This window comes from Allosaccharopolyspora coralli, assembly GCF_009664835.1.
Lineage (GTDB): Bacteria > Actinomycetota > Actinomycetes > Mycobacteriales > Pseudonocardiaceae > Allosaccharopolyspora > Allosaccharopolyspora coralli.
This window is the reverse complement of the sequence record NZ_CP045929.1, coordinates 2,511,028-2,524,378: the sequence shown is the minus strand read 5'-3', so window position 1 is coordinate 2,524,378 and position 13,351 is coordinate 2,511,028. Positions and strand designations below refer to the sequence as shown.

The 13,351-nt window shown below is 68.4% G+C and carries 14 protein-coding genes; 6 read left to right on the top strand and 8 right to left on the bottom strand.

Going from position 1 to position 13,351, the window contains the following annotated elements; genetic code table 11:
* Positions 1-274: 274 nt before the first annotated feature.
* Positions 275-709 carry a CBS domain-containing protein gene (locus GIY23_RS11955; protein ID WP_154076729.1) on the bottom strand — a complete coding sequence of 145 codons (435 nt, stop codon included), beginning with the start codon at positions 707-709 and terminating at the stop codon, positions 275-277.
* 413 nt (positions 710-1,122) lie between these two features.
* Between GIY23_RS11955 and GIY23_RS11950 the strand changes: the two genes are divergently transcribed.
* Positions 1,123-1,395, top strand: a complete 273-nt coding sequence (locus GIY23_RS11950; RefSeq protein ID WP_228717242.1) for a DUF6343 family protein — start codon at positions 1,123-1,125, stop codon at positions 1,393-1,395.
* Positions 1,396-1,434: 39 nt separating this feature from the next.
* Here the strand turns inward: GIY23_RS11950 and GIY23_RS11945 are convergent, their stop codons facing one another.
* From GIY23_RS11945 to GIY23_RS11915, 7 genes are all read right to left on the bottom strand, one after another.
* A complete protein-coding gene (locus GIY23_RS11945; protein ID WP_154076727.1) occupies positions 1,435-2,256 on the bottom strand; it encodes a bifunctional allantoicase/(S)-ureidoglycine aminohydrolase in 822 nt (273 codons plus the stop codon).
* Between the two features lie 146 nt (positions 2,257-2,402).
* On the bottom strand, positions 2,403-3,839 hold the full coding sequence (locus GIY23_RS11940; RefSeq protein ID WP_154076726.1) for a nucleobase:cation symporter-2 family protein: 1,437 nt from the start codon (positions 3,837-3,839) through the stop codon (positions 2,403-2,405).
* A gap of 166 nt (positions 3,840-4,005) precedes the next feature.
* The gene (gene pucL / locus GIY23_RS11935) at positions 4,006-4,896 is read right to left on the bottom strand and encodes a factor-independent urate hydroxylase (protein WP_154076725.1); all 891 of its coding nucleotides are present in this window, start codon (positions 4,894-4,896) and stop codon (positions 4,006-4,008) included.
* A 7-nt stretch (positions 4,897-4,903) separates the two neighbouring features.
* Positions 4,904-5,242 (bottom strand): hydroxyisourate hydrolase, encoded by a 339-nt coding sequence (gene uraH / locus GIY23_RS11930; protein ID WP_154076724.1) that lies wholly within the window; start codon positions 5,240-5,242, stop codon positions 4,904-4,906.
* Complete coding sequence (uraD, locus tag GIY23_RS11925; protein ID WP_154076723.1) at positions 5,239-5,766, bottom strand: 2-oxo-4-hydroxy-4-carboxy-5-ureidoimidazoline decarboxylase; 528 nt, start codon at positions 5,764-5,766, stop codon at positions 5,239-5,241. Before uraD ends, uraH begins: the two co-directional genes overlap by 4 nt.
* Before the next feature lie 222 nt (positions 5,767-5,988).
* Positions 5,989-6,357 (bottom strand): helix-turn-helix domain-containing protein, encoded by a 369-nt coding sequence (locus tag GIY23_RS11920; protein ID WP_154076722.1) that lies wholly within the window; start codon positions 6,355-6,357, stop codon positions 5,989-5,991.
* 7 nt (positions 6,358-6,364) lie between these two features.
* A complete protein-coding gene (locus GIY23_RS11915) occupies positions 6,365-6,625 on the bottom strand; it encodes a hypothetical protein (protein WP_154076721.1) in 261 nt (86 codons plus the stop codon).
* 189 nt (positions 6,626-6,814) lie between these two features.
* Here GIY23_RS11915 and GIY23_RS11910 point away from each other — a divergent pair, with 189 nt between their 5' ends.
* From GIY23_RS11910 to allB, 5 genes are all read left to right on the top strand, one after another.
* The gene (locus tag GIY23_RS11910; RefSeq protein WP_154076720.1) at positions 6,815-7,621 is read left to right on the top strand and encodes a hydroxypyruvate isomerase family protein; all 807 of its coding nucleotides are present in this window, start codon (positions 6,815-6,817) and stop codon (positions 7,619-7,621) included.
* A 237-nt stretch (positions 7,622-7,858) separates the two neighbouring features.
* The gene (locus GIY23_RS11905) at positions 7,859-8,737 is read left to right on the top strand and encodes a 2-hydroxy-3-oxopropionate reductase (RefSeq protein WP_154076719.1); all 879 of its coding nucleotides are present in this window, start codon (positions 7,859-7,861) and stop codon (positions 8,735-8,737) included.
* Between the two features lie 269 nt (positions 8,738-9,006).
* Complete coding sequence (gene gcl / locus GIY23_RS11900; RefSeq protein WP_154076718.1) at positions 9,007-10,707, top strand: glyoxylate carboligase; 1,701 nt, start codon at positions 9,007-9,009, stop codon at positions 10,705-10,707.
* Positions 10,708-10,759: 52 nt separating this feature from the next.
* Positions 10,760-11,923, top strand: coding sequence for a glycerate kinase (locus tag GIY23_RS11895; RefSeq protein ID WP_154076717.1), 1,164 nt, complete (start codon positions 10,760-10,762; stop codon positions 11,921-11,923).
* 70 nt (positions 11,924-11,993) lie between these two features.
* Entirely contained in the window at positions 11,994-13,340 is a 1,347-nt protein-coding gene (gene allB / locus GIY23_RS11890) for an allantoinase AllB (RefSeq protein ID WP_154078793.1), read from the top strand.
* The last annotated feature ends 11 nt before the right edge of the window (positions 13,341-13,351 follow it).

The window sequence follows — 13,351 nt, the reverse complement described above, 5'->3', positions numbered from 1 at the left end:
CGCGTCTCCTCGTGCCATGAGCGGACTGGTTCCTGCTGGTCTGGCCGCGACGGCGGTGAACGTACCGGCCGCGCATGTCGCAGATCACAGGAAAACACCAACCGTTGATACTGTCAATGAACGAGGCGGCACTGGCGCCCGGCGAGGGGCTCGTCCGCGCCGAAGCTCATGGAGCGGTGAGTGAGCCGGCAGTAAAGTGGGGCGGGAGCTTGACGCGGTAAAAAAAGAGCGGGGCGGCTGGGCCGCCCCGCTCGGGTCTGTTGTGGACTTCGGGTCACTCGTAGGAAAGTGCTTCGACGAGTTCGCCCACCCGAGGCTGCGGCAATGCCCGGGCCACGTCCGCCACGGCGACCATCCCGACGAGTCGTTGCTGGTCGATCACCGGCAGTCGCTTGACCCGGTGTTGGCGCATCGTCTCGAGAATGTGCTCGGCAGAGTCGTCCGCACCGACGGTCACTGCCTCGTTCTGGTTGAGGTCCCCTGCGGGAAAGGTTCCCGCGTCGCGTCCCTGACCGACGACCTTGACGACAAGATCGCGGTCGGTGATCACGCCCTTGATCTTGTTGTCCGGCCCGCAGATGGGGACGGCACCCACGCCGCGGTCGGTCATGAGCCGTGCCGCATCGGCAGCCGATTGATCCGTGCGGACACAGTCGACACCCGCAGTCATGATCTCCCGTGCGGCCGGGACACCGTGCGTCGTCGTCATGTGGCGATCCCTCTCTTCTGCGCGGGTATTACGAACCCATCCACCCTGTGGTGAACGGCGATTCTCGATTACCCGCAGCGCCGAGGGTGTAAACGTGGCGGCAGGACGAAGGCGGTGGCCCCAACCGTGAGCGGCACCAGCTTCAGCAACGCAGCCGGCTTCGCCGCAAGGATGCGTCTGACAGGGCGTTGGGAACGGGCACATGTGCCCGTAGGGCACGGTCTCACCCTGCTCAGCCTGAGCAGGGTGAGACGCTCCGGCGTTCGGAGTTCGTGCCGTGCCAGGCAGAGGTTCCCGCCGCGTACAACCGGGTACTCAAGAGGCCCGCCACGCAGCGACGCGCGCACCGGGGCGGTACCGGACCACCACCCACGTTCACAGCTACTTCTTCGATGCTCGAAGGAGGTCCCACGGTGTCCCAGAACCGCGACTACTCCCAAGGACTGCCGGGATATCACGACATCCTGTCGCAGACGATGGACGCGCCGTCGGCGCTCAGTGCGCTGACGCTGCGGCTGTGGCTGGCCGGATTCGGGCTGGTGTTCTGCGGGCTGTCGGCCGCCCTGCTCTTCGTGTTCGTCCCCGGGCTCGCCTGGTTCGCGTGGGTGCTCGTCGTGCTCGCGGTCGTGGCGGCCGTCGACTTCGGCTGGGTGGCCCACAGGAAGCGGCGCGGCGAACCCGGTTGAGTTCGAAGACCGGCCTCGCCGGGCCGAACGGCGTTCGGGTCAGGTCAGCTTGATCTGACGGTTGACGTCCTTGTAGAGCAGATAACGGAACTTGCCGGGGCCACCCGCGTAGCACGCCTGGGGGCAGAACGCGCGCAGCCACAGGAAATCTCCGGCCTCGACCTCGACCCAGTCGTCGTTGAGGCGGTACACGGCCTTGCCTTCGAGGATGTAGATGCCGTGTTCCATCACATGGGTCTCGGCGAACGGAATGACGGCGCCCGGCTCGAACGTCACGATGTTGACGTGCATGTCGTGCGCGAGGTCGTCGGGGTCCACGAACCGTGTGGTGGCCCAGGCGCCGTCGGTGTCCGGCATCGGCTTCGGCTCGACGTCTTGTTCCTGCACGGCGAACGCCTTCGGAGTGGAGTGATCGTCCAGCGGCTCGTAAGCCTTCCGGATCCACTGGAAACCGGCGGAAGAGTCCGAGTCGTTGCTCAGCGACCACGTCGAACCCGCGGGCAGATATGCGTAGCCTCCCGGCATCAGGGCGTGTGACTCGCCGTCGACGACGAGCGTGAGCGCACCGGAGAGCAGGAACAGGACCGACTCCACGCCGCGTTCCGGCTCGGGCTCTGTGCTGCCACCGCCAGGGGAGACTTCGACGTGGTACTGGGCGAAGGTGGTCGCGAAACCCTCGACCGGTCGAGCCAGGATCCACGCTCGGGTGCGGGTCCAGCCGGGCAGGTTGCTCGTGACGATGTCGCGGAGCACGCCACGCGGAATCACCGTGTAGGCCTGCTTGACCACGGCGCGGTCGGTCAGCAACGTCGTCTGCGGCGGCAGCCCGCCTTCGGCGGCGTAGTACGTCGGTTCAGTCAAGTCCTACTCCCGTTTTACGTGCCGTCCGGATCGTCGTGCGAGACCGCCCCCGGGAGGACCGGTCCGGCACCGCTGCCGGTCCCGAGCATGCCTCGGAACCCGCCCGTGTTCCACAGGGCCGGTGTTCCGAGGCACGCGCCGGAGCCTCAGGTGTGTTCGGCCGGGCGGCTCGGAGCATCGTCCTGGGTGTTGTGGGCGGCATCGTCGTCCGGGTCGCGTTGGGAGGGAACGTCGCCCTTGTCCCGCCGGGTCGAACCGAACAGCAGGTTCAGTGCGATGGCCGCCAGACAGCCGGTGCTGATCCCGGAATCGAGCACGGTGCGCATGGCGGCGGGGAAGTGCTCGTAGAAGTCGGGGGAGACCACCGGGATCATGCCGACGCTCAGCGAGCCTGCCACGATCAGCGAGGTGAACGGGTCGCCGATGTCGGTCTTGCCGAGCGTGCGCATTCCGCTGGTGGTCACCGAACTGAACAGCACCAGAGCCGCGCCGCCCAGCACCGGTTCCGGCACCAGCGACACGACCGCGCCGATCACCGGGAACAGCCCCAGTGCGATGAGGACGACCCCACCAGTGGCCACGACGTAGCGGCTCCGGACCCGGGTCAGCGCGACCAGTCCGATGTTCTGCGCGAAGGCACTGCAGGTGAAACCGCCGAACACGGCACTGAGCGCACTGCCAGCGCCGTCGGCGCGCAGACCGGCGGCGATGGTGGACTCGTCGGCGGGACGGTCGACGATCTCACCGAGCGCCAACATGTCCGCGGTGCTCTCCATCATGGCCACCAGCATCACCACGCACAGCGAGAGCGTCGCCGTGAAGCTGAACGACGGGGAGCCGAGGTCGAACGGTGTGGGCAGGTTGAACAGTGGCGCCTGCTCGAACGTCGAGGTGTCGATCGCACCGAGCGGCCAGGCGATGAGGGTGCCGACCACGAGACCGATGAGCAGTGCGATGCGGTTCCAGAATCCCTTGAGGAATCGGTTGCACAGCAAGACCAACACGAGGGTGGTCGCACCGAGCGCGATCCGCTGCGGTGAGGCGTAGTCCGCTGCGGACTCGTCCTGCCCGGTGATCCACTGGATGCCTACGGGCATCAAGGACAGACCGATCAACGTGATGACCGTGCCGTTGACCACAGGAGGGAAGAATCTGATCATGCGGGAGAAGTAGGGTGCCGCGAAGAAGGCGAGCACACCCGCTACGAGCACCGCCCCGTAGACCGCCGAGAGTGGGTTCTCCTCATTGCTCTGCGCGACAATGGCCAGGATCGGGGCCACGGAGCCGAACGTGACACCATTGACGAACGGGAGCCGGGCGCCGATGCGCCAGACACCGACGGACTGCAGGACCGTGGCGATCCCGGCGGTGAACAGGCTGGCGCCGATGAGAAGAGTGAGTTGGACGGCGTCGAGATCCAACGCCTGCCCGATGATCAGGGGTGGCGCCACCACGCCGGCGTACATCGCCGCGACGTGCTGGATCCCGAAGGCGAGCATCTTGCCGGGCGGAAGGACCGCGTCGACGGGATGGACCTCGGTGCCGGAGGAGCGTTCGGGCTGGCGTCTTCTGAACAGGGCCATCGGTACTCCTGGGTGCCGCAGGGTGAACTCTGCTCGCGCCGATCGGTGGAGCTCGCGATCGCCGCTCGAAGACAACGGCACAGTCCACTCTGGAGACAGTGCCGGAGCAGAGTGATGGGAGAAGGCAGGGCGGCCGCCACCGCGTCGTACGGCGGCGGCCGGAAACTCAGAACTCGGGCAGGCTGAACCAGGCGTTCGGCGCCTGCTCGACGTCGTCGCGGGTGACCATGCCCTCGATCAGTCCGTAGGGGCGGTCGGCGGCGAAGAAGACCTCGTTGTCGTTGTCCAGACCGCAGTACGAGAGGTCCACGGTGAAGTGGTGCTTGTTCGGCAGGGACAGCCGGACCTCGGCCACGTCACCGTGTTCCTCCAGCACCTTCCGGCCCATCTCGTAGAGCGTCTGCTGCAGGGCGTAACTGTGCGTGGTCGCGAAGGCTTCCAGCAGTGTCTCGCGGACCGCGCTGAAGGTCTTGCCGAAGTCGAGGTCGTCGCGCAGATAGCGCCACCGCGCCGTGACGGCCGTGGCCAGCACCCGGTCTTCGGTCTCCTGCAGCGTCGTGTACTCGTCCTTGGGGTAGCCCCAGAACTCGGATCCGGTGGACTTGAGGACGACGAGATCCGTGAGCCCCGAGACGACGTGCGCCTTGCCGTCGTCGATGGTCACCGCCGTCGTCCGTTTCTCCTCGGAGGTCCGGTGGAAGGAGTGGTCGTGGCCGGTGCCGCCGACCGGAATGCGGTCCCACGCGTATTCGTCGATGAGAATCCGTGCGCCCCGCACCGGGTCCTGGGTGTCGACGAAGTGGTGGCCGAGCCGCAGCGCGAAGTCCTCGATCTCGCCGATCGGTGCGTGCTTGGCGAAGGCGTAGACGGTGTTCTTCTGCGTGTCGGTCGGCAGAACGTTCGCGTTGTCGCCGGTGAGGTGCGTCTGCTCGAAGTCTCCGCGCAGCGAGGTGCTGACGTTGAGGTCCTTGATGCGGTGCCGCTCGGTGTTCTTGGCGACCGAGACGATGCGCACTTCGGCCTTGCCGTACTGGTTCGGGCCCATGACGATGCCCATGCGGTGATCAGCTCCCTCGGTAGGTGGAGTAGGCGAACGGGCTCAGCAGCAGCGGCACGTGGTAGTGCTGCGCGGCGTCCCGGATGGCGAACGTGATCTGAACCTGCGGGTAGAAGGTGTCGACCTCGTTGCGGCGGAAGTACTCGCCGGTCTCGAAGGTGAGCCGGTAGGTGCCGGGATCGACCTGCTGTGGGCCGAGCTCGCGCACCCGGCCGTCGCTGTCGGTTGCCGCCTCGGCCATCGACACCCACTTGTCGCCGTCGGCGGCTTCGAGGTGGACCGTGATGTCGGTGGCGGGGGCACCTCTGGCTGCGTCGAGGACGTGGGTCGTGACTGCGCTGGTCATGCTGCGATCACCTTGTCCAACCTGAGCGTTGCGATGGCGCGGAGTTCGTCGGCGACCACGGCTAGCTCGGTGTCGTGGTCGTTGTCCAGCCGGGCGTGCAAGATCTCCAGGAGTTCCGTGCCGCTGCGACCGCTCGCGCACACCAGATAGACGTGCCCGAACCGGCGTTCGTATTCGGCGTTGCCGTCGTGCAGTGCGCGGGTGAGGTCGGCGTCGCCGGCGTCGACACCGCCCTGCTCGCCGCGGGAGAACGACGCCGAGGTGCCGCTGCCCTCGACTCGCTCTCCGATGCGCGGATGTGCGGCGAGCGCGCGGTGTATCTCTTCGGCGGACAGCGGTCGGGCTGCTCGCTCGGCCGCGTCGTGGACGGCTGTCCGGTCGGGGAAGGGTCTGCTGTCGGCGACGGCCTCCGCCCACCGCGGGACGTCGAGACAGGCGAGCAAGTGGGCGAGCAGGTCTGTGCGCGGCATCGCGTTGAGCTGATGCGGCGTCTGCCCGCGATCACGGGTGCGAGGTGTGGACATGAAGGGGTCCCCACGAGAGATCGGTCGGTGCCGGATCCGGTGCGTGCACCGGAAAGTCCGATCATGCTTCGGAAATGGGCGGCATCGGCGGATGCCGTGATGGGAGATGAAGCTACGACCGCGCGCAGACCATGTCAACAGTTTGTTGAAGTTGGTGTGGAGCGGGGTGGGCGCGGGCCCGACGACCGGGTGAACGATTCCGGAGTGGATCGAAGGTCGGCGTCAGTCCTGCGAGCGGGTGTTCTCGCGATTCAGGTAGTTGTAGACCGTGAACCGGCTGACGCCGAGGGCCTGAGCCACCGACTCGACCGACTTGCGCAGGGTGAACGCTCCGCGCTCCTCCAGCAGCCGGACGGCGCGTTGCTTGTCCGGACGGCCGAGCTCGGGCAGCGGCGCGCCGAGTTCCGCCTCGACCTGGTGAATCAGGCGGTCGAGTGCGCTCGTGAGTTCCGCTCCCGGCAGCCGGACGGCTACAGCGGGCGCACCGTCCCAGTGCAGCACTATGTCGCCCGGTTCGCTGTTCTCGGCGGGATGTGCGGTGGCACCGATCGTGTCGAGCAGCGGTGCGATGGCGGAGGCGAGCGGGTGCACAGGATCCTCAGGCTTCGTCGCCGGCGGTCGCGCCCTCGACCGTGACCTGGAGCGTGATCTGGTGCGCGCCGTGGGCTAGCGCGGTGTCGATGACCGAGGACAGCGCGGAGACCACGGTCGCCTGCTCGCCGGTCGTGGACGTGCCGAGCGGGCCGAAGTCCGCGCGCAGGCCGGTTTTCTCGAGGCAGTCGCGTGCGGCGAGCGCGTGGCTCGGTGGTTCGCCCTCGGTTTCGAACGGCTCGGTGGTGAATTCGGCTCTCAGGATCATCGCGTCCTCCGACGGCACAGTATCGCCCGATGCGGCAGGCGGGGCGGGCCCCGGTGCCGACCCACTCTAGTCAGCGGCGCCACGACCGACGGCGCACGTGTTCAACAAAATGTTGACGCTCTGCCCCGTCCTCGCTATGGTATCGCTGTACGAAATAATGATTCCGTATCGCGAAACTGCGAGGTTCCTGTGGGACGCGACCGCTACGACGTCAACCTGTCGATCCTGTACACGGAGCTCGACCTGCTCGAGCGGCCCGCGGCCGCGAAAGCCGCGGGATTCGACGCCGTGGAGTTCTGGTGGCCGTTCGCCTCGGCCGCACCGGCCGATCGCGAGGTGGACGCGTTCGCCGAGGCGATCGAGCAGGCCGGTGTCGAGCTCGTCGGCCTGAACTTCTTCGCCGGCGACATGCCGTCCGGCGACCGCGGCGTGCTCTCCCACCCTGACCGGGAGTCGGAGTTCACCGACAGCGTCCAGATCGCCGTCGGCCTGGGTGAACGGCTGGGCTGCCGGGCGTTCAACGCGCTCTACGGCAACCGGCTCGACGGGCAGGATCCGTCCGCGCAGGACGAGGTCGCCGTGCAGAACCTGGCCCGTGCCGCGAAGGCGAGCAGCCGGATCGGTGGCACCGTGCTCGTGGAGCCGGTCAGTGGTGTGGCTGCCTACCCGCTGCAGACCGCCGAGGACGCGATGGGCGTCATCGACCGCACACATCGAGAGTCCGACGTGGACAACCTGCGGCTGCTGTTCGACCTCTACCACCTGGTCGCCAACGGCGACGACCCCGACGCCGCCCTCGACCGCTATGCGCGCTCCATCGGGCACGTACAGATCGCCGACGCTCCCGGACGCAACGAGCCCGGCACCGGCAACCTCGACTTCGTCCACTACTTCAGCGCACTCACCGCCGCCGGCTACCGCGGCCACATCGGCCTGGAGTACAAGCCCAGCGGCGCCAGCGCCGACAGCTTCGGCTGGATCGAGAAGATCGGCTGAGCACGACGTCCAGAGGGTGTGCTGGTTGCCCTGCGTGGGCGGGGTCGGTGGCCGAACCTCGCCTCGCGGCCGGCTGCGGGGGCATCGAGGTTGGATCGCGGCCGTCAAGTCGACGCTGTCCTCGGCGGCCACGAGGTGACAGCCCGCAGATTGCCGGCGGGACACCGTCGCCGCGATGTGGCTGACCGCAGCCCTCAATCCCTACGAGAAACGCAAGACGAGACTGGAGGACGCGACATGACCACGATCGGATTCGTCGGACTGGGCATCATGGGCGGCCCGATGGCCGCGAACCTGGTGAAGGCGGGATACTTCGTCGTCGGTACCAACCTGTCCCGGCCGAAGATCGACTGGCTCGTGGAGCAGGGCGGCAGGGGAGCCGACAGCATCGCGGAGGCCGTCAAGGACGCCGACGTCGTCATCACGATGCTGCCGGATTCGCCCGACGTCGAGGCGGCCGCACTCGGCGACGAGGGCATCCTCGCCCACGCCAGGCAGGGCGCGCTCTACATCGATTGCAGCAGCATCCGCCCGGACACCTCCCGCGCCGTCGCCGATGCTGCGGCGAGCAAGGGGGTGCGCACCCTCGACGCGCCGGTCAGTGGCGGGGAGCCCAAGGCGATCGACGGCACGCTCTCGCTCATGGTCGGCGGTGAGCCCGAGACGTTCGAGGCCGGCCGCGAGTTCCTCGAAACGGTCGGCAGCACCATCGTCCACGTCGGTCCGGCAGGCTCGGGTCAGACCGTCAAGATCGCCAATCAGCTGATCGTCGCGGGCAACATCGGTCTGCTGGCCGAAGCGCTGCTGTACCTCGAAGCCCACGGCGTGGACACCGAGGCCGGAATGCGCGCGCTCGGTGGCGGTCTGGCAGGCAGCGCCGTGTTGGACGCCAAGGCCGAGAAGATGCGGTCCCGCGAGTTCAACCCCGGCTTCCGCATCGAGCTGCACGACAAGGACCTCGGCAACCTCGAGGTCTCCGCCCGACAGGCCGGGCTGGCGCTGCCGATCGGCGCACTGGTCACCCAGGTCGTCGCCGCAGCCAAGGCACAGGGTGACGGCAGCCTGGACCACTCGGGACTCTTCCGCCAGCTGGCGCAGCTCAGCGGCCGCGACTGAGCGCCGCGTCGCTGAGCGCGTGCCGACGATCCGCCCACCTCCGGGTCGCCGGGCGCAGCGTGGCGGAGGCCTCGCGCGGACGCGTCCGACCGCTGGGACGCGGGGGAGTCCGCGCGAGGCCGTCACAACTTCCTTCGGCGAGGCACAGCGGCTGAGAACTCTTTCAGAAGGTGCGGCTCCGCCACTGACACGACACGACGACAACTCGTTCCGCAAGAACCGCTCACTCGAGTCGTTGCCCGCCTCCCGCATCCGAAAGGTGTGTACCCATGCCCACAGTTCCCGCTATGCAGGCCGTCGTCGACGTGCTGGAGTCCGAGGGCGTCGACGTGTCGTTCGGCTGCCCCGGCGCCGCGATCCTGCCGCTGTACGCCGCGATGGAACACCGCGACATCCGTCACCTCATCGTGCGGCACGAGGAAGGCGCCACGCACATGGCCGACGGGTGGGCGCGGACCAACGGCAAGGTCGGCGTCGCCATCGGCACCTCCGGCCCCGCGGGCACGAACATGATCACCGGCCTCTACACCGCGCACGCAGACTCCATTCCGATGGTGTGCATCACCGGCCAGGCGGTGTCGAGCAAGCTGCACCAGGAGGCCTTCCAGGCGGTCGACATCGTGGAGATCGCCAAACCGGTCACGAAGTGGTCGGTGCAGGTCAAAGAGGCGGCGCAGGCACCGTGGATCTTCCGCGAGGCGTTCCGCATCGCGAAGTCGGGACGGCCGGGGCCGGTGCTCATCGACCTCCCGCTGGACGTGCAGAAGCAGGAGATCGAGTGGGACCCGGCCATCGACGCACCACTGCCGGTCAAGGCGGTCGAGCCGCACCTGCCGCGCGTCGAGAAGGCACTCGACATGCTGCTGGAGGCCGAGCGGCCGTTGATTCTCGCCGGTGGCGGCGTGATCACCGGCGAGGCGCACGAGCAGGTGCGCGAACTGGCCGAACTGCTCGGCATCCCGGTGCAGGTGACGTTGATGGGCAAGGGGACCTTCCCTGAGGATCACGAGCTGTTCGCAGGCATGACCGGGATCCAGACCAGTCAGCGTTACGGCAACGAGTCGTTCCTGCGGTCGGATCTGGTGCTGGCGCTGGGATCGCGATTCGGCGACCGGCACACCGGGGCACTCGACGTCTACCGGGGGCAGCGGCGGTTCATCCACGTCGACATCGAACCGACGCAGCTCGGTAAGGTCTTCGGGCCGGACCTCGGGATCGTCTCGGACACTCGGTTGTTCCTCGACGCACTCCTCGACGCGGCACGGCGCCGTGCGGCCGACACCGACTACGGCACGTGGGTCCGCGAGGTGGGTGAGCTGAAGACGACGCTGACGCGGCCGGACGACTACGACTCGGTCCCGATCAAGGCGCCGCGTGTGTTCCGGGACATCAACGCCGTGTTCGGTCCGGAAACGTACTTCGTCACGGCGATCGGGCTGTACCAGATCTGGTCGGGTCAGTTCCAGACCACGCACCGCCCCCGGCACTACCAGGTCTGCGGCCAGGCGGGCCCGCTCGGCTGGGAGATCCCGGCCGCGATCGGCGTGAAGTCCGCCGAACCGGACGCGGAAGTCGTCGCGGTGGTCGGCGACTACGGTTTCCAGTTCCTCGTCGAGGAACTGGCCGTCGCGGCACAGTACGACGTTCCGTTCGTGATCATCATGCTCAACAACGAATACCTGGGCCTCATCCGCCAGGCGGAGCTGGAGTACTCGATGAACACCGAGGTGGACATCCACCACGACGAGTACGGCACGGACAACGTGAAGGTCGCCGAGGCGTTCGGAGGTTCCGGGCGCCGGGTCTTCGATCCCGCGGATCTCACGGAGACGATCGAGTGGGCACGTAAGGAAGCCGTGGCCACCAGCCGTCCGGTGCTCGTCGAGGTGATGATCGAGCGTGAGGCGAACACGCCGCGAGGCGCGAGCATCGACGCGATGATCGAGCCGGAAGCGGTGCCGAACGCGTGAGGTCCCGGCACGACGCGGGCGCGGCGGCGACCCGGTGACAACAGGAGGTTCGATGTCCGGCCGAGTGCTCATCGCTCCGGACAAGTTCAAGGGATCGCTGTCGGCGTCCGAGGTTGCCGAGGCGGTGGCCGGGGGAGTGCGGCGGGTGCGGCCGGCGGCCGACATCCGCTGCCTCCCCGTCGCCGACGGAGGCGAAGGCACCGTGCAGGCGGCAGTCGCGTGCGGATGGCGCCGGGTTCCGGTGCTGGTCGGAGGACCGCTCGGCGCCCCGTTGCACACCGAGTTCGCGATCGACGGTGACACGGCGCTCGTCGAGCTCGCGTCCGCGTCGGGGTTGCAGCAGTTGCCTGCAGGGACGTCGGCGCCGCTGACGTCCTCGAGCGCGGGAACCGGCGAGCTCATCCGCGCGGCGCTCGACGCGGGAGCCCGGACCGTGGTCCTCGGTGTCGGCGGCAGTGCCTGTACCGACGGTGGTGCGGGCATGCTCGGCGCACTCGGGGCAGGGGTACTCGACGCGTCCGGCCGGGTCCTTCCGCCGGGCGGCGGCTCCCTGTCCGACGTGTCCACCGTCGAGCTGGCCGGGCTCGACCCCAGGCTCGCGGACACTACGGTGATTTTGGCGTCCGATGTGGACAACCCACTGCTCGGTCCGCGCGGAGCGGCTCGAGTCTACGGGCCGCAGAAGGGCGCGAGTCCGGAAGATGTGCAGGCGCTGCAAGCCGGGCTCGGCTCGTGGTCGGACGCCGTGTCGCGCGCCGGCGGACGGGACACCGCCGACAGTGCCGGCGCTGGTGCCGCAGGGGGCGTCGGATACGCGGCGCTCGCGGTGCTGGGAGCGACGCAACGTCCCGGCGTGGACGTGGTGCTGGAACTCGTCCGGTTCCGGGACGCGCTCGACGGTGCGCGACTCGTCGTGACCGGTGAAGGGGCCGTCGACGAGCAGACCGTGCACGGGAAGGCACCCGCCGGCGTCGCGCGCTGTGCGCGCGAGTCCGGCGTGCCGGTCGTGGCGGTCGCCGGCCAGTGCTCACTACCCCGGGCGCGGCTCTCCGAGGCCGGTTTCGACGCCGCCTACGTGCTCGCCGAGCTCGAGCAAGACCCGCAACGGTGCCTGCGCGACGCGGCGCGGTTGCTGGACAGGCTCGGTGCCGCACTCGCGCACGACTGGCTGCCCGAAGCCGAGGGCGTGACGGAAGTGCTCGCCGCAGACTCTTGACCCGAGAGCCGAACAGGCTCAACATTTTGTTGAAACGACGAGGTGGGAGGACCCGGTGACCGAAGACCGGCTGGACCGCGCGTTCCGCGCGCCGCGCCTGATCGGCGAGCAAGGCGAGACCTCGGGCTGGGTCGGGGTTCGCAACGGGCGCATCGTCGCCGTCGAACCCTTCGACCGGCCGCTCGAGGCGGACGAGGTGATCGAACTCGGGACCGACGAAGTGCTGCTTCCCGGACTCGTCGACACCCACGTGCACGTCAACGACCCCGGCCGTTCCGAGTGGGAAGGGTTCGAGACCGCGACGCGCGCCGCCGCCGAAGGCGGCATCACCACGATCGTCGACATGCCGCTCAACAGCCTGCCGCCGACCGTGGACGCGGAGGCGTTGGAGGTCAAACGCAAGACTGCGCGCGAGAAGGTCCACGTCGACGTGGGCTTCTGGGGCGGGGCGATCAGCGGCAACCTCGACTCGCTGCGCGAGCTCCACGACGACGGCGTGTTCGGATTCAAGTGCTTCCTGCTGCACTCGGGCGTCGACGAGTTTCCGCCACTCGATCCCGCCGAACTCGAGAAGGCGCTGTCCGTGCTCACGGGGTTCGGCGCGATGATGATCGTGCACGCCGAGGATTCCGACTCCATCGAGCACGCGCCGGTCGCACACGGTGAGGAGTACGGCCGCTTCCTGGCCTCCCGGCCACGAGGAGCCGAGAACCTCGCGATCGCCCAGGTCATCGAACTCGCCAGGCGCTACGACGCCCGGGTGCACATCCTGCACCTGTCCTCGTCGGACGCGTTGCCGATGATCGCCTCGGCAAAGGCCGACGGGGTCCGCATCACGGTGGAGACCTGCCCGCACTACCTGTGCTTCACCGCCGAGGAGATCCCGGACGGGGCGACGCCGTACAAGTGTTGCCCGCCGATCCGCGAGGCAGGGAACAGGGAACGCCTCTGGCAGGGGCTCGCCGACGGGACGATCGACTGCATCGTCAGCGACCACTCGCCCTGTACGGCGGAACTCAAAAAGATGGACATCGGCGACTTCGGCGTCGCCTGGGGTGGTGTCTCGAGCCTGCAGCTCGGGTTGTCCGCGGTCTGGACGCAGGCCCGGCTGCGCGGCTACGCCCTGACCGACGTCGTCGACTGGATGGCGCACCGCACCGCGGACCTCGCCGGGCTGCGGCAGAAGGGAGCGATCGAGGTCGGCCGCGACGCGGACCTGTGCGTGTTCGCGCCGGACGACGCCTACGTGGTGGACGCCGCACGGCTGCGCCACCGCAACCCAGTCTCCGCCTACGACGGACGTGCCCTGGCAGGAGTCGTCCGCGGCACCTGGTTGCGGGGAGAACGGATCGTCGGACCGGACATCGACAGCCCCGGACAGCGCGGGCAGTTGCTCGACCGCGACGCCGTTCGCTGACCCCGGCCGAC